Consider the following 16,053-nt stretch of genomic DNA (forward strand, 5'->3'; position numbering starts at 1 on the left):
CGGGACTATGCGCTCCGTCGTACCCGGATCGGCCGGTATGCCCTGGCGAAACGCAGGGCATCGCGGGCCGAAGCGCGCGATGCCCCTCCGCTATCAGATGCCGTAGACGCCGCCGGCGTTGGCGAACGCGTCGGCCCAGCCGTTGAGCAGGATGGTCTGCTGGCGGGTGCCGTCATCCAGCTTCAGGATCAGCGTGTCGCAAAAGCCCTTCTGCGCGCTCGCGCCGGTCGAATACTTGACGAGCTCCACGAGATCGTCGACGGAGTCCGCGACGAACCCTTCGCCATAGCGAGCCGGGTTGGTCGGATAAGGCACAGTGATGTCGAGATCGTTGCCGTCCGCATCTTCGGTGATCCCGTCCTTGTCGTCGAAGGTTCCGGGTTTGAAGCCGTAGACGACGAGCTTGTCGCCTTGCGCGAAATTGAGGTCGGCCACGATATCCGTGTCCCGACTGCCGGAAATCTGCGCGCCGTCGAAGCGGAACTGGTCCGCGCCGCTGCCGCCGATCAAGATGTCGTCGCCTCCGCCGCCGAGCAGCCAGTCATCGCCGTTGCCGCCGAAAAGAAGGTCGTTGCCGTTGCCGCCATCGAGATAGTCGTTACCCTTTTTTCCGAGAAGAAGATCGCTTTTGTTGCCGCCAAGGATCGAATCATCCAAGTTGGTTCCGTAGAGGAAATCTTTCTTGTCGGTTCCGAGTATTTTATTTTGTTGTCCTGGTACTGCCATTTTTCAAAACTCCCCTCAGCTAACCAGCAAGAGATTTTACTGGTTAATGAAGTGTTTACAAGGGAGGTTTCAATCGTCAATCAAACCGTCGGGTAACTATGAATCGTAATCATCGCAGCCAATCGGGTGATCTATTGTTGGCTTTTATTCTCGGATCATGCGCTGAAGTAGAATCTTCCGTTGGGTAGGATGGCGCTCTCGACTTGATCGGCATGCGGAATCCGATCGGCCGGCGCGCGCGTCCCGGCGCCTCCCGCGTCAGGGCTGTGGAGGCGCGATGCCTCGTCGGATCGTTTCCGGAGCTGTCGCGGCAGGAAAGGCGCGCGCCTCAGCGTTCCCGGAAAGCTCTGGCGATCTGATCCGACAGCGGCTTCAGCAGGAAGGTCAGCGGCGTCCTGTCGCCCGTCTTGACCAGGACCTCGGCCTGCATACCGGACCTGACCTCCAGAGGAGCCAGCCGCTCGATCTCGCCCTCCAGCAGAGCGATCCGGATTGTGTAGAGGCTCGCCCCGGTCTGCTGCTCCCTTGAGACATCGGCTGCCATGCGCGCGACCTTGCCGCGCAGCTCCGGCGTCGTGCGCTGGTTGAAGGCGTGGACGCGGATCACGACCGGCTGGCCCAGCCGCAACTGATCGTAATCCAGCGGCGACACCTTCGCTTCGAGGTTCAGTTGTTCCTCGCTCGGCACGATCAGCATCACCGGCTCGGCCGGGTTGATCACCCCGCCGACATTGTGGACCGCGAGCTGATGGACATAGCCTGATGACGGCGCGCGGATCTCCATCCGCCTGAACTGGTCTTCGGCGGCGGCGCGGCGCTGCACCAGCTCGGAGAGCTTGGCCTCGTTCTCGCGCAACTCGCGCAGGACCTCGGTGCGCAGATCCTCGTTGATCTGAAGGATCTGGAGCTCCGTCTCGGCGATCTTGCCCTCCGCCTGCGCGATCTGGGCCGCGAGCTGGCCATGGACGCCGTCGATCGCGACGGCGTCGCGCTCCAGCCCGGACAGGCGGCTGAGACTGACCAGATTGCGCTTGTAGAGGCCGCGCACGCCTTCCAGCTCGCGCGCCGTGAGCGCCGCTTCGCGCACCTTGGCTTCCATCTGCCCTTTCAGGCCCGTGATCTCGCTGCCGAGCTGGTCGATGCGACGCGTGAGCTGCGAGCGGGTGCCGTTGCGGGCTGCCGCCCGCGCATCGAACTGGCGTCTCTCGGCGGCCAGAAGCATGGCGAAATCGGCTTCGGATGCGCGGGCGGCGAGCGCGTCCGGGAATTCGAGCCGGGGCGCCTGGTCGCGTTCGGCCTCGAGGCGGGCCGAACGCACGCGCGCCTCGTCGAGCTGGCGGCTGACGATCTGGAGATTGGTGCGCGTCACCGTCTCGTCCAGGCGGATCAGGACGTCGCCCTGATTGACGAGCGCGCCCTCGCGTACCTTGATGTCGCTGACGACGCCGCCGGTCGGATGCTGCACCTTCTTGGTGTTGTTCTCGACGACGAACTGCGCGCCCGCGACGACGGCGCCCGAGATCGAAACCGTGGTGGTCCACACGCCGACCGTGCCGATAAAGAGGCCGGCCGCGATGTAGCCCCTGCGGCCGAGCCGCCTGATGGCGCGCTCGTGATGGTCGATTCGCTGAGTGTCGCGGCCGGCTGGCGCGGTCATGAATGGGCCCTCTGCTCCTGCGCCAGCATTTCCCGGGCCTCGTCGGCGTCGCGCATGGTTCTGGCCATGCGCCTGAGGTCGCGGATCGACGCTTCCGCGCCGCCGTCCTGGGGCACGCCGGGCTCGGCCGCGGCTGGCCGGGGCGCCCGCTCGGGCATCGCTTCGCTGCGTGTCGTGGCGGCGAGGATCTCGTCGCGCGGGCCCAAGGCCTGGAGCCTGCCCTCGTTCATGACGCCGACCAGGTCGACGGCCGATAGGCCGGAGGGACGGTGCGTGATCACGATCACGATGCCGCCTCGTGCCTTCACCGCGTGGATCGCGGCCGCGAGCGCATTGTCGCCATCCGCGTCCAGGCTGGAATTCGGTTCGTCGAGCACGACGAGGAAGGGATTGTCGTAGAGCGCGCGCGCCAGTGCGATCCGCTGGCGCTGGCCGCCGGAGAGCGCCGCACCGCCTTCGCCGACCACCGTCTCATAGCCGTCCGGTAGCGCGACGATCATGTCATGGGCGCCGGCGATCTTCGTCGCGGCCAGGATGTCGTCGCTCGTGGCCTCTGGATCGAAGCGGGCGATGTTCTCGGCGATCGTGCCCGGAAACAGTTCGACATCCTGGGGCAGATAGCCGATCGAGCGGCCGAGGCTGTCGCCGTCCCATTGCGTCATCAGGGCGCCGTCGAGCCGCACCGCGCCCCGGGCCGGCTGCCAGATGCCGACCAGAGCCCGCGCAAGGCTGGACTTGCCGGAGCCCGACGGTCCGATCAGGCCCAGCGACTGGCCGGCGCTCAACTGGAACCGGACGCTCATCACGATGAAGCGGCGGCTGCCCGGCGGATTCAGGGTGACGTCCTCGACGCTGATCGCCCGGCAGGGCGCCGGCAGGAAGAGCGAGCGCCGGGACGGCTCATGCTCGGGCAAGGTCGCCTTGAGCCTGGCATAGCCCTGCCGGGCCGCGACGAATGTCTTGAGATGGGCGACCGCAAGCTCGACCGGCGCGAGGGCCCGGCTGGTCAGGACCGAGGCCGCCAGCATGGCGCCGCCCGACATCTCGCCGCGGATCACCAGCAATGCTCCCAGGCCGAGCACGGCCGATTGCAGGATGAACCGGAACATCTTGGCGAAGGAATTGACGCCGCCGGTCGCCTGCGAGAGCTGCATGTAGTCTTCGACATGGCGCGCATGGATCAGGTCGAAACGCTGCGAAAACGAGCCGGCCATGCCCAGCGCCGATATCGCTTCCGCATTGCGCCGGCCGGTTTCCAGCATCGCGAACTGGGCGGAGCCGCTCTGCGAGACCCGTTTGCCGGGGGCGATCGAGAAGCGCTCCGTCAGCACCGTCAATCCGACGATCATCGCCATGCCGCCGATCGCCAGCCAGCCGAGCCAGGGATGCAGCATGAAGCAGACGAACAGGAAGACCGGCGCGAAGGGGATGTCGATCAGCGCGGTCGGCCCCAGGCTGCCCAGGAATGTCCTGAGCGCCGCGAGGTCCCGGAAGGGCTGGAGCGCGTCGGCAGGGGTGGCGCCGTTGACGGGGGCGCTCATGGCGGCGCGCACGGTCAGCGGCGCGAGGCGGGCATCGACCGCGGCACCGATGCGGCCGAGCATCTGGAGCCGGATGTGATCGAGCCAGCCCTGCAGGGCATAGGCCGCCAGCGCGATGATCGACACGCCGATCAGCGTCGCGACCGACCGGCTCGCCAGGACGCGGTCATAGACCTGCATCATGTAGATCGAGCCTGTCAGCATCAGGAGATTGACGATGGTCGAGAAGATCGCGACGTGAATCCAGGCCCGCGAGGTTCCGCGCAGCGCTGCAGAGACGACGTTGCTTGAGACGGAATCGTCGTGAACCATAACTCAACACCGGATACCGGACGATCTCGACGACGCCCCGCCGCCGCGCAACATGCTGGAACATGGTGTAAAAAACCTTTCCGTCATGCGCTTTGTCGAGAAGAATTCTGGTTGGAACGCTAGGTCATGGCTGGAGGCGCCCTTGCCGTGCCGATCCAGGCCGGCTGTGGCGTGCTGAGATGAAGCTGGCCGTCCGGACGGTGGGGCTCGGCTGCGTCGGTGTTTATTCTGGACGCATCACCTAACTGGACATGCTGCGGAATTCAGCCGAATACTCCCGACATGCGCGAGCAGCGCGCCCGGCGTCCGAGGACTGTGAGTGTGTCGATTCGATTTTTGCTCCTGACCTGCATGCTGTCGCTTGGGGTCGCGTCGTCCGCTCCCGCCATGGCCCAGACCGCAAGCCGCCCGGCCGACCGCGTGACGGTGGGTTCGGTCGCGGAATTCGAGCAGGCACTCGCCGCGGCCGGCGAATCCACGGTCATCGCGCTGAAGCCCGGCGTCTATGACGAGCTGACGATCCGGGGCGTGTCCGCGGGAACGGCCGTGACGGTCGTCGCGGCTGAGCCGGCCAATCGTCCTGTGATCCACAAGCTGTCGGTTTCCGACTCGCGCAACGTCATGTTCGAGGGCCTGCGTTTCGTCGGAACGGGCAAGGAAGCTCCCGATACCTTCGTCGCGGAGATCCGGCAAAGCCAGAATATCCGGATCCGGAAATCCGAGTTCAGCGCACCCCAGGCGCAAGTGCCAGGTAACGCCAGCGCTATTCGTGCGGTCGAGGTCACGACACTGCATCTTGCCGATACGGTGATCGAGAACCTGAACCGCGGCATCGTGGTCGACCGCAGCACGGCTGTTGTCATCGAGCATAATCAGTTTCGCCGGCTCAATCTTGACGGCCTCGCCATCGTGCAGTCCGACGGTGTCACCTTCGACAGCAACCGGCTCGACGCCTTCCGGCCGGAAACCACCGGCCCCCGCCACTTCGTGATGGCGTCGACGCGTCAGACGACTGCGCCATCCCGGAACATTCGCATCTCGCGCAACGTCATGACCCAGATGGAAGGTGAGCCGATTAGCGGCATCTTTCTCGCAAACGAGGACAAGCGGCCTTACGAGAATGTCGATGTGTCAAAGAACATCATCGTCGCCGGATCTCCGCACGGCATCACCCTGAGCTATGCGATCAATGCCTCGATAACGGACAATATGGTCCTCGATTCCGTAGCATCGATTTATAACAGCACAATTCGGCTGCAGAATTCTCGCAACAGTGAAGTCAGCCGCAATATCGCGGTTGCCTATGGCTATACCGCTAATCAGGGCGTCGTATCGCTGCGGAATGTCACCGTGCCTCGCCAGAATAGTGTGACCCGTCGACGGGTCGTTGAACGCGTGCTGGAGGGGCTGAAGCAGCAGGGGACCGGACCCTACCCGGTCCATGCCGGGCATTCGGTTCTGCCGGAACAGCGTATCGCTGGACCGCGGCTGTAGCGGTGCCTCGGCGAAAGCGCTGGTCGCACTGAGTTGCCGCACATTCCGTTGAGAGCTCACACACTGCGGATCAATCCGCCATCGACGCGGAGCTTCGCGCCGGTGACATAGCGCGCCCGCTCGACATCGGCGATGTCAGCCAGTCATGATGCCCTATCGGATATGCTTCAGCGCGTGCCGAGAGGGCGTCCGCCCCAGCCAAGCCTGACGCGCCCGAGCGCCATCGTCACCGCCGCTTGCGTCGGCTCGACGACGGGCACGCCGAGCTCCTCCTCCAGCGCATCGCGGAAGCGCGCCATGCCGGCGCAGCCCATCACCAGTACATCGGCATGATGCGTGTCGCGCAAGGTTTTGCCGACGGCGATCATGCGGCCGAGCGTGAGCTCGTCATCGGCCATTTCGGCGATGGTGAGATTGACCGGGAGGTCGCCTGCGAAGCGATCCGTCATGCCCATGGCGCCGAGATAGCGCAGATGGCGCGGGATCGAATTCTCCAGCATGGCGACGATGCCGAAGCGCTGGCCCAGCGTCAGCGCCGTCAGCACGCCGCATTCGGCGATGCCGAGCACCGGCTTGGCACTCTGCTCACGCAGGGAATGCATGCCGGGATCGGAGAAGCAGGCGACGACGAAGGCGGCGGCTTCGTTCTCAAGGCCGGCAGCGCGTTTCAGCAGCGCCGGAATCAAGCCGTCGACATCGCGTTGCGACTGGATGCCGGGCGGTCCGTCGGGCAGCGTCAGGCATTCGATCGCCGGCCCGCCTGCCATGCGTAGCGGCGCGACGGCGACGTCGATCTCCCGGGTCACGCGCTCCGTCGAATTCGGATTGATGACGTAGATCGTGCCGCTCACGATGCATCTCCTTCGGGATTGGTGGCTTGCGTCCGCTCGCGCCAGCCATCCAGCGTCTGGCGCGGCTCCTGGAAGCGATCGCCGAGGCCGAGATACCAGTCGGCGCCGTGCAGCCGGCCGACCAGGTCGAGCTTGTCGATATCGACATGCAGTCGTTCGTCGACGAGGCCGTCGCGGATATGGAGATGGACGATCTCGCCGACCACGAGATTGCGATGCCGCGTGCCGAGAGAGAGCGAGACCGTTTCGCGGCATTCGAGCTGGACCGGCGAGGCCGCGAGCCGAGGCGACGCGACCTTGGCGCTCGCCACGGTATCGAGCCCGGCCGCCGCGATTTCGTTGACCTCGGAGGGGAAGTCGATGGCGCATACCTGCATCGCCGCGACCATCGCCCTGTCGACGAGATTGACGACGAAGCTGCCGGTCTCGCGGATATTGCGCATCGTGTCCTTCAGCGGTTCGGTGCCGCCACGGCCCTCGATGCCGAGCACGACCAATGGCGGCGCATGGCTGAACACGTTGAAGAAGCTGAAGGGCGCGGCATTGGCGCGGCCCGCCTTGTCGACCGTGGTGACGAGTGCGATCGGCCGCGGCAGCACCGTGTTGACGAGGAGCTTGTAGAGATCGCGCTCCCCGAGGTCGCTCGCGGCCCAGTCCATCGCCTCAGCCCAGTTGTGCGTCGAGCAGGCGCACCGTCTCGGCGAGTACGCGGGCGCCGTCACCGGCCTGGTCCGGCGTGATCGATTCCTCCGGCGCATGGCTGCGCCCTTCGAGGCAGGGCACGAAGAGCATGCCGACCGGGCCGATATGGGCGATATGGACGCCGTCATGGCCGGCCCCGCTCGGCAGGTCGCGCGTCGCGAGCCCGAGCGAGGCGGAGGCGTTGGCAATCGCTGAACGGACTTGCCGAGCGCAGGCGGTCGGCGCGACATGGCTGATCGGCTCGACCGCGATGGTGAGACGCAAGTCTTCAAGGGCAGGGCGCAGATCGCGCACCAGCACTTCGCCGAAGGCCTTCACCGCCGCCTCGTTGCCGGAGCGGACCTCCAGCGTCATCACGGCCTCGCCCGGCACGGCATTGGACGCGTTGGGGCTGACCTCGATGCGCCCGAAGGTGGCGACCAGCGGCTGGTTGTCGCGCGCCGTCGCCAGCGCACGCATGTAGGCAGCCTCGATCAGTTTCGCGGCGCCGACCAGCGCATCGGCCCGGAGCGGCATCGGCGTCGCGCCGGCATGGTCGGCCCGGCCGGTGACGATGATGCGCTCGCGGCGGATGCCGACGATATCGGTGACGATGCCTATCGGGATGCGCTCGTTCTCCAGCACACGGCCCTGCTCGATATGGACCTCGACATAGGCCGCGATACCATCCGCCGGCCGCTGGACGGAAGCCAGTTCCGCCGGCCGCCCGCCGACGAAGGCGATGCCTTCGCGCAAGGTCATGCCGTCCGGGCGGGTCATTGCCAGATGCTCTTCACTCAACGTGCCGGCGAGCGCGCGGCTGCCGATGCAGGAGAGGCCGAATTCGCTCGGTTCTTCGGCGAGGAAGTCGACCACCTCCAGCGTATGGCGCAGGCGGTCGCCGCGCTCGCTGAAGCTCTGCGCGACTTCCAGCGCGGCGAGCACGCCCAAAATGCCGTCATAGCGCCCGCCGGAGGGCACCGTGTCGGAATGCGAGCCGATCAGGATCGGCTTCAGCGTCGGATCGGCCCCAGTGAGCCGGCCGATCAGGTTGCCGGCGGCATCGAGCTCCGTCTCCAGCCCGGCCTCGCGGAATTCCGCTGCGAGCCACTCGCGCCCTTCGAGGAAGCGCGGCGTGAAGGAGCGGCGCGTCCAGGGGCGCTCCGGGTCGGTGATGGCGGAAAGCGCTTCGATACGGCGCCAGAGCCGGTCCTGATCGATCGACATGGGTTCAAGCCGCCGGGCGCAGGAAGCGGCCGTCGCCGGCCTTGTTGCGGATTTCCTTGCCGTCCCAGGCAAGTTGCCCACGGACATAGGTCGCGGCGACGCGGACGCGGAACTCGCGACCCTCCATCGAGCTCCACTTCACCGCCGAGAGGCTCTTGCTGGGGTCATGGATGAAGCGGCCGGGCTCCAGCACGGTGATGTCGGCATCGGCGCCGGCTTCGAGCCGGCCCTTGTCGGCGAGCAGGAAGGCTTTTGCCGGCCCCTCGCAGAGCTGCTTCACCACGATGGTCGGGGAGAGGCCGTGCTCCTCGCAGCCGGTCCAGAGCGCCGGCAGCAGGGTCTCGATGCCCGGCCCGCCCGAGGTGTTCTTGAAGATCATCGGGTCCCCCTTCTTTTCCAGCCCCCAGGAGACATGGTCCGACGAGATGAAATCGCAATGGCCGGCAGCGAGATGGCTCCAGAGCAGGTCGCTCTCGGCCTTCGGGCGGATCGGCGGGTAATGCTTGATCCTGGCGCCGAAGCGCGGGCCGTGCTCCTCGGCATTGAGCATGAAATATTGCACGCAGCTCTCGACCGTCGCCTTGTAGCCGGCCTGCTTGTACATGTTGCAGATCTCGAAGCCGCGCGAGGTCGAGACGTGGACGGCATGTGCCCGGGCGCCCGTCTCGGCGCCGATCTCGTAGATGCGCGCGGTGGCGAGGTTCTCAACCAATGGCGTATGGGCGCGCAGGAAGGCGTCCGGGCCGGTATCGCCGGCCTCGATCAACCTGGCGATGTTGCGCCTCGTCATCTCCTGGTCCTGGTTATGGACGCCGCAGAGCAGGCCGGTCGGCTCGATCAGCTTGAAGGCCTCGTAGAGCGTGTCGTCGCCGATGCGGGGGAAGCGCGTCGGATTGGCCTCGAAGGTCGAGAACTTGAAGGCGCAGGCGCCCGCATCGACGAGGCCGGGAATGGCATGCAGGCCGTTCTCGATGGTGATCGTGGCATAGAGCGCGACATCGACATGGGCGTCGCGCTCGACCACCACGACCTTCTCGTTGAAGAGTTTTGCGTTAGTGACCGGCTCCGGCTCGTCATAGGGCATGTCGACCATCACGGTGACGCCGCCGGCCGCCGCCGCGCGCGAGCACATGCCGATGCCTTCGTGATTGGCCTGGCTGCCGGAATGGACCTGCCCGTCGATCACGCCCGGCATGATCCACTGTCCCCGGAAATCCTGCGTCTCGCGGGCCGCGGGGGGCGTGCCCTGACCGACCTTGCCGACCTTGCCACCGCTGACGGCGACATAGCCATCCTCGATGATCCTGTCGGACAGCACGATATTGCCGCGTATGACGAGATCGAAATCGCTCATGTCGGGGTATCCGGTGATCCTGCGGGGTCGGCGAGAGAACGCGCTCAGCCTTCGCGGCCGAGCGCGTAGTCGGTGAAGTTCATGCCGAGCGCCTTCTCGACGATCGGATAGACACTCGGGTCGGTGACGCTGGAGCTCAGCGGAATCTTGCTCTTGGGCACGCGCAGCACCGAAAGCTCCATGCCCTCGCGGACATGGCCGGAGCTGACCGGCTGGCCGTCGGTGTCGAGCGTGGTGATCACGTCGGGGAAGCAGGCATGGCGGGCGCCGTCGGGATCGGTCACCGCCATGTATTCGTTCATGACATGGATGACCCGGGCGGCGGCTCCGGTGCCGACCTGGATCGTGCCGATATCGAAAGCCTCGTTGGTGTAGCGCACGTCCTTCTTGGCGACGATGCCGCGGGCGATGATGGAACCGCCGGTCTCGTCGCAGATCGCGTCGATCACCGCGCTGCCGCCCTTCGGCTTGGCGGCGAGGATGCGCTCGCCCAGCGCCAGCGCCATCGAGATGCCGCCGAGTGCGGCGTTCTTGCGGACATAGGCCGCCGAAACCGGGTTGCGGCAGGAAGCGATGAAGCCGCCCGACATGTCCGAGGCCGTGCGCAGGATCGGCGAGACCTTGGCCGTCGCGCCGCGCGTCACCAGCTCGATATACTGGTTCTTGGAGCGGTTGCCGCCGACCGCGACCTGGAGCGTCGCCTCCGGGCTGTTGGCGAGGCCGATCGAGCCCATGTCGCCGGTGGGATGGGCGCGGATATCGCCGACCGCATCGACCACCTTCACGCCGAGGATCGCGCTCGGCAGCCAGGCGTTCAGCGTGCTCGACATACCGTTCTGGCCGATGATCAGGCCGTAGATCGGCTTGCCCAGCGCGTCCTGCAGGAGCTGTACGGCCTTGACGTAGTCGATACCCCACATCTCCCACTCGGTCGTGCCGCCGGGCGCACCGATCGCGGCGGCCGTTGCGATGATCGCGTCGTCGGGAATCTCGTCCATCGTGACGAGCTCGGGCCTGCCGGTATTGACCGCGGCGGTGCCGAGCATGCGGCCGTGATCGGCCCAGCCGCCACCACCCGCCGCGAAGACCGAACCGCCGGCAACCGCAGCCTCGACATCCCTGCTCGTCAGAAAGCGTCTCATCGGCCGGCCTCGTCCCTCATGCCTCCGGTCGTTGCCGGTGGAGCCGAGCTTAGAGCGCTAGGCGCGAAATGAATCATGCTTATTATGCGGCCGATCATAATCGGATGTTATCCTCATGCGCCTCAATCTACGGCAGATCGAAGTCTTCCGGGCGATCATGATCACTGGCTCGATCAGCGGCGCGGCCCGTCTGCTCTCGGTCTCCCAGCCCGCCATCAGCCGCCTGCTGGCCTATACCGAGGACCGCTTGGCGCTGCGTCTGTTCGAGCGCGTGCGCGGTCGCGTCCAGCCGACGCCGGAGGCGCGCCGCCTGTTCCAGGAGGTCGATCAGGTCCATCAGGGCGTGGTCAGGGTCAACGAGCTCGCCGACGAGTTGCGCGAGCGCGGCACCGGCTCGGTCAGGATCGTCGCGAGCCCCAGCGTCGGCCAGGTACTGGTGCCGGATGCCATCGCCCGTTTGCGCGAGCGCTTTCCCGATCTGCGCGTCGAATTCGAGGTACTGACCCTGCTGGAGGTCGTCGCCAAGGTCGTCGCCGGCCGCGCCGATCTCGGCGTCTCGATCATTCCCGTCGACGAGCCGACGCTCAACACGGAGATCCTGACCGAAGGGCGCCTGATGGTGATCATGCCGCGCGATCATGCGCTTGCGCGCTTGCGCGTGATCCGCCCGGCCGACCTCGCGCCCTATCCGCTGATCGGCTTCGGGCCGCAGACGCCTTATGGCGACGTGGTCGGCCGGGCGCTGGCGTTGAAATCCGCGCCGCTCAGGATCAGCACCGTCGTCCGCTTCACGCCGGTCGCCTGCGCCATGGTGCGCGCCGGCGCCGGCGTCGCCGTCGTCGACGAGTTCGTGCTGCGCGGGCGGACCTGGCCGGAACTGGTCTCGCGCCCGCTCGCTCCGAAGACGCGGGTGCGCGCTCATTTGCTGACGCCGCGCTTCGAGCCGTTGTCGCGTACGGCGAATGCCTTCGTCGAGATTCTGCGCGGGCTGGTGCCGTCTCCGCCCCCCAAGCCGGGGGGCGGTGGGGAGGACGACGCTTAACATCAGGTTATGGCCACCCGACAACAAATGATTGGCTGGGCATGATTTTGCCCTGTTAGGCTCCCCCCTTGGACATGGCCGGATTGTTGCAAGAAGGGGTGCAGCGATCACGGCGCAGCCGTCACGCATAACGGGAGCGGGAATCATGAAGCTGAATTCGATCAAGCTGGTGCGCGCCGTCACCGCGGGCGCCATGCTCGCGGCCATGGTCGCCATGCCGGCCATGGCACAGGATGCCGATCATCCGCAGGGCGAGAATCTGAAGGTCGCCTGCGATCTCGGCTTCGCACCCTTCTGCTTCAAGACGCCGGCCGGCGAGACCACCGGCTTTACCTATGACATGTCGGTCGCGCTGGCGAAGCAGCTCGGGCGCCCCGGCGTCGAGGTCACGGATTCGAACTTCTCTGCGATCTTCGCCGGCCTGTTCTCCAAGCGCTACGAGATGATCCCGGCGCCGACCAACATCACGACCGAGCGCGCCGCGCAGATGCTGTTCAGCGAGCCCTATATGCCTACGGGTCTTGGCTTTCTCGTCAAGAAGGGCGCCAAGATCGCCAATCTCGAGGAGCTGAAGGGCAAGGCGCTGACCGTCAATAACGGCTCGATCTCGGACAAGTGGCTGACCGATAACGAGGCCAAGTACGGCTACACGATCCAGCGCTACAACAAGAACGCCGACGCCGTGCAGGCCGTCATGATCGGGCGCGCCTTCGCCAATGTCGCCGACGTGCCGGTCTCGCGCTATGTCTCGACGCAGACCCCGATGGCGGACGTGGCCTTCGTGATCGATGGTGGCCGCAATTTCGGCATCGCCTTCCGCAAGGAGGACGCAGCCTTCCGTGCCAAGGTCGAGGCAGCGCTTGAATGCATCAAGACCGATGGCACGCTCGCCAATATCCATGAGAAATGGTTCGGCGTGAAGCCGGCGGCCGATTCCTCCAGCAGCAAGGTCTACCCGGGCATCGGCGCGCCGGATTTCGAGGGCTATGACGCGACCCCGCACAAGGCCGCCTGCAAGTGACATCGGCGCCCGCCGCGACGGCCGCGTCGCCTGAGACGATCGTGTCGATCGAGGGTTTACGCAAGAGCTTCGGCCAGGTCGAGGTCTTGCGCGGCATCGATATCAAGGTCGGCAAGGGCGAGGCCGTCGTGATCGTCGGCTCCTCCGGGTCGGGCAAGAGCACCTGCCTGCGCTGCATCAACCGGCTGGAGGAACCGACGGCGGGCACGATCCGGGTCGGGGGGCAGGAGGTCACCGGCCCCAAGGTCGATCTCGACCGTCTGCGCCGCGGCATCGGCATGGTCTTTCAGGGCATCCATCTCTACCCGCACAAGACGGCGCTGGGGAACGTCTCGCTGGCGCTGCGCAAAGTCGTCGGCCTGAGCAAGGAGGAGGCGGAGCAGAAGGCCCGCCATCATCTCGAGGTCGTCGGCCTCGCCCACAAGGCCGACGCCTATCCGGCCGAGCTCTCCGGCGGCCAGCAGCAGCGCGTCGGCATAGCCCGCGCCATGGCGCTGGAGCCGCAGGTCATGCTCTTCGACGAGCCGACCTCGGCACTCGATCCCGAGCTCGTCGGCGAAGTGCTCAACGTCATGGTCCGCACCAAGGAGATGGGCATGACCATGATCGTGGTGACCCATGAGATGAAGTTCGCGCGCGATGTCGCCGACCGCGTCGTCTTCATGGACCATGGCGCGATCCTGGCCGAGGGCACGCCTCAGGAGATCCTGATCAATCCGCAGCATCAGCGCATCCGAGACTTCGTGATGCGCTCGCACGGCTGACGGCGCATGGACCAGATCGTCCGCTATTTCTTCGATTTCTCGCTGATGTCGGCCTATTGGCCGGATATCCTGCGCGGTTTCCTGATCACCGTTCAGATGTCGATCCTGACCATCCTGATCGGCATTCCGCTCGGCCTCGCGCTCGCGATCCTCAGGCTATACGGCATCCGGCCGCTGAACTGGCTGATCATCTTCTATATCGATTTCTTCCGCTCGATCCCGCAGCTCGTGCTGATCGTGCTGGCCTATTTCGCGCTGCCCTATTTCGGGCTGGTGCTGGAGCCCTTCACGGCGACCGTGTTCGCGCTGGCGATCGTGCTCTCGGCCTTCGCTGAGGAGATCTTCTGGGCCGGCATCAACGCTGTCCCGAAAGGCCAGTGGGAAGCAGGACGCTCGACCGGCATCTCCTTCACGAAGACGCTGGCCTACATCATCCTGCCGCAGGTCGTGCGCATCTCGATCCCGCCTCTGACCAACCGCGCCATCGGCATCAGCAAGGGCACGACGCTGGGCTCGGTCGTGGCGGTGCCGGAACTGCTCAACGTCACCTCCAGCATCCAGTCCAACGTCGCCAACCCGACCGCGCTGACCGTCGGCGCCTTGCTCTTCCTCGTGCTGTTCCTGCCCTTCGTGCGCTTCACGCGCTGGCTCGAACGCGCCTATGCGCATCCGAGGTCATGATGGACGATCTCGTCACGACCTTCTTCAATCTCGATGTCCTCAGGCAGGTCTGGCCGCTGTTGCTGCAGGGCTTCTGGATGACGCTGGCGCTGGCCGCCGTCGCCGTGCCGCTTTCGGTGCTCGCAGGCGTCGCCATTGCCATGGCACAGGACGTGCCGAACAAGCTGCTGCGCTTGCTGCTGATCGCCTATGTCGACGTGCTGCGGGCGATCCCGCCGCTGGTGCTGCTGATCTTCATCTTCTTCGGCCTGCCCTTCCTGGGCCTGAAGCTGAACGAGTTCACCGCCGCCGTGCTGGCGCTGACGCTAAACGGTTCCAGCTATTTCGCCGAGATCTTCCGCGCCGGCATCGAATCCGTGCCCAGGGGCCAGCGCGAGGCAGCCCGTTCGACCGGACTGAGCTGGTACCAGAGTATGGTCCATGTCGTCGTGCCGCAAGGCACGCGCAACGTGCTGCCGGACCTGATCAGCAACACGGTCGAGCTGGTGAAGCAGACCTCGATCGCCTCGGCCGTCGCCTTGCAGGAATTACTGCGTTCGGCACAGCTCGCGCAGGGCCTGCTCTACAACCCGACTCCGCTGATCGCGGCGGCGATCGTCTATTTCCTGATGTTCTGGCCCTTCGTGCGGCTGGTCTCGCGCCTGCAGAACCGCACGGCCATGTCCGCCGCATGAGGTTGGTCCCGCCCGTTGCGTCAGCTAGCGACGGGAAAAAGCCGCGTGATGCGGTTCGGGTTGGTCTCGGCCAGGAAGATGTCGCCGGCCGGGCCGAGCCACATGCCATGCGCCCCGTTGAGCACCGGCCTGCAGCGCCCGAGCAGGGCGCCATCCGCCGAAAGCAGACTCAGCGTCGGAATGGAATCGCAGACGAGAATGCGGTCCCCGGCATCCGCGACGACATCCTGCGGGCGCAGGAAGGCATCCCACACGGCCAGCAGTTCGCCCTCGGCCGTGAAGCTCTGGACACGGCTGTTCTCGCGGTCGGCGACGATCACGCGCCCGTCGCCGAGCACACAGATGCCGTGCGGCGTCAGGAAGGCGCCGGGCGCCGTGCCGACCGAGCCCCAGCTCGTGAGCAGGCTACCACTGGCGTCGAAGCGATGGATGCGGCCGTTGCCATAGCCGTCGGCGACATAGAACCCGCCGTCGGGCGCGAAGGCGATGTCGCTGGGATGGTTGAAGGGCTGACCCGGCTTGTGGCTCTCGCCGATCTGCTGTCGAGCGCGGCCCTCGTCATCGCAGAAGAAGATGCGATGTGCGTCGCGGTCGACGATGGCGAGGCCTCCATCGGGCGTCATCGCGATCTTGTGGGCATCCACGCAGAGCGCCTCGCCCCAGCTTCGGACGAAGCCGCCATCGCTCGTGAGCGTGACGACGCAAGGCCCGTCGGGGTCGACGGCGCTGTCGCGGCGCAGCAGGACATGCACCAGTCCGTCCGTGCCGACCGCGAGATCGGTGATCCGGCCGGGCGTCGCGGGCAGGGCGCCCCAGGGGCGTTCGATACCGTAGAGCCTGTCGCCGAGCGCGACGCACAGTGCCGTTTTCATCCAGACCTCGTTGC

General features: G+C 66.0%; 15 protein-coding genes. 6 read left to right on the forward strand and 9 right to left on the reverse strand.

Annotated elements, in window-relative coordinates; genetic code table 11:
* Positions 1-93: 93 nt before the first annotated feature.
* From Q9235_RS19295 to Q9235_RS19305, 3 genes are all read right to left on the reverse strand, one after another.
* Complete coding sequence (locus Q9235_RS19295) at positions 94-726, reverse strand: calcium-binding protein (RefSeq protein WP_306223410.1); 633 nt, start codon at positions 724-726, stop codon at positions 94-96.
* A gap of 328 nt (positions 727-1,054) precedes the next feature.
* Positions 1,055-2,383, reverse strand: coding sequence for an HlyD family type I secretion periplasmic adaptor subunit (locus Q9235_RS19300; RefSeq protein ID WP_306223411.1), 1,329 nt, complete (start codon positions 2,381-2,383; stop codon positions 1,055-1,057).
* Positions 2,380-4,236: a type I secretion system permease/ATPase gene (locus tag Q9235_RS19305; protein ID WP_306223412.1), complete on the reverse strand. Its 1,857-nt coding sequence runs from the start codon at positions 4,234-4,236 to the stop codon at positions 2,380-2,382. Before Q9235_RS19305 ends, Q9235_RS19300 begins: the two co-directional genes overlap by 4 nt.
* 282 nt (positions 4,237-4,518) lie before the next feature.
* On the opposite strand from Q9235_RS19305, the gene Q9235_RS19310 reads away from it, so the two are divergent.
* Positions 4,519-5,730, forward strand: a complete 1,212-nt coding sequence (locus tag Q9235_RS19310) for a right-handed parallel beta-helix repeat-containing protein (RefSeq protein WP_306223413.1) — start codon at positions 4,519-4,521, stop codon at positions 5,728-5,730.
* 167 nt (positions 5,731-5,897) lie between these two features.
* Here Q9235_RS19310 and Q9235_RS19315 read toward each other — a convergent pair whose 3' ends face one another.
* The 5 genes from Q9235_RS19315 to Q9235_RS19335 are packed head-to-tail and all read right to left on the reverse strand — an operon-like array spanning position 5,898 to position 10,985.
* Positions 5,898-6,581 carry an aspartate/glutamate racemase family protein gene (locus tag Q9235_RS19315; RefSeq protein ID WP_306223414.1) on the reverse strand — a complete coding sequence of 228 codons (684 nt, stop codon included), beginning with the start codon at positions 6,579-6,581 and terminating at the stop codon, positions 5,898-5,900.
* Entirely contained in the window at positions 6,578-7,240 is a 663-nt protein-coding gene (locus Q9235_RS19320) for a flavin reductase family protein (protein ID WP_306223415.1), read from the reverse strand. Before Q9235_RS19320 ends, Q9235_RS19315 begins: the two co-directional genes overlap by 4 nt.
* 4 nt (positions 7,241-7,244) lie before the next feature.
* Positions 7,245-8,489 carry a Zn-dependent hydrolase gene (locus Q9235_RS19325; protein WP_306223416.1) on the reverse strand — a complete coding sequence of 415 codons (1,245 nt, stop codon included), beginning with the start codon at positions 8,487-8,489 and terminating at the stop codon, positions 7,245-7,247.
* Between the two features lie 4 nt (positions 8,490-8,493).
* Complete coding sequence (locus Q9235_RS19330) at positions 8,494-9,843, reverse strand: dihydroorotase (RefSeq protein WP_306223417.1); 1,350 nt, start codon at positions 9,841-9,843, stop codon at positions 8,494-8,496.
* Positions 9,844-9,887: 44 nt separating this feature from the next.
* Positions 9,888-10,985 (reverse strand): DUF917 domain-containing protein, encoded by a 1,098-nt coding sequence (locus Q9235_RS19335; protein WP_306223418.1) that lies wholly within the window; start codon positions 10,983-10,985, stop codon positions 9,888-9,890.
* 115 nt (positions 10,986-11,100) lie between these two features.
* Here Q9235_RS19335 and Q9235_RS19340 point away from each other — a divergent pair, with 115 nt between their 5' ends.
* From Q9235_RS19340 to Q9235_RS19360, 5 genes are all read left to right on the forward strand, one after another.
* Complete coding sequence (locus tag Q9235_RS19340; RefSeq protein ID WP_306223419.1) at positions 11,101-12,027, forward strand: LysR family transcriptional regulator; 927 nt, start codon at positions 11,101-11,103, stop codon at positions 12,025-12,027.
* Positions 12,028-12,172: 145 nt separating this feature from the next.
* Positions 12,173-13,048, forward strand: coding sequence for a substrate-binding periplasmic protein (locus Q9235_RS19345; protein ID WP_306223420.1), 876 nt, complete (start codon positions 12,173-12,175; stop codon positions 13,046-13,048).
* A 41-nt stretch (positions 13,049-13,089) separates the two neighbouring features.
* Positions 13,090-13,812 carry an amino acid ABC transporter ATP-binding protein gene (locus tag Q9235_RS19350; RefSeq protein ID WP_306223421.1) on the forward strand — a complete coding sequence of 241 codons (723 nt, stop codon included), beginning with the start codon at positions 13,090-13,092 and terminating at the stop codon, positions 13,810-13,812.
* A gap of 6 nt (positions 13,813-13,818) precedes the next feature.
* On the forward strand, positions 13,819-14,493 hold the full coding sequence (locus Q9235_RS19355; RefSeq protein WP_306223422.1) for an amino acid ABC transporter permease: 675 nt from the start codon (positions 13,819-13,821) through the stop codon (positions 14,491-14,493).
* Entirely contained in the window at positions 14,490-15,167 is a 678-nt protein-coding gene (locus Q9235_RS19360) for an amino acid ABC transporter permease (RefSeq protein WP_306223423.1), read from the forward strand. Before Q9235_RS19355 ends, Q9235_RS19360 begins: the two co-directional genes overlap by 4 nt.
* Positions 15,168-15,187: 20 nt before the next feature.
* Here the strand turns inward: Q9235_RS19360 and Q9235_RS19365 are convergent, their stop codons facing one another.
* Positions 15,188-16,039 (reverse strand): NHL repeat-containing protein, encoded by an 852-nt coding sequence (locus Q9235_RS19365; protein ID WP_306223424.1) that lies wholly within the window; start codon positions 16,037-16,039, stop codon positions 15,188-15,190.
* Positions 16,040-16,053: the final 14 nt, after the last annotated feature.

This window comes from Bosea beijingensis, from assembly GCF_030758975.1.
Taxonomy (GTDB): domain Bacteria; phylum Pseudomonadota; class Alphaproteobacteria; order Rhizobiales; family Beijerinckiaceae; genus Allobosea; species Allobosea beijingensis.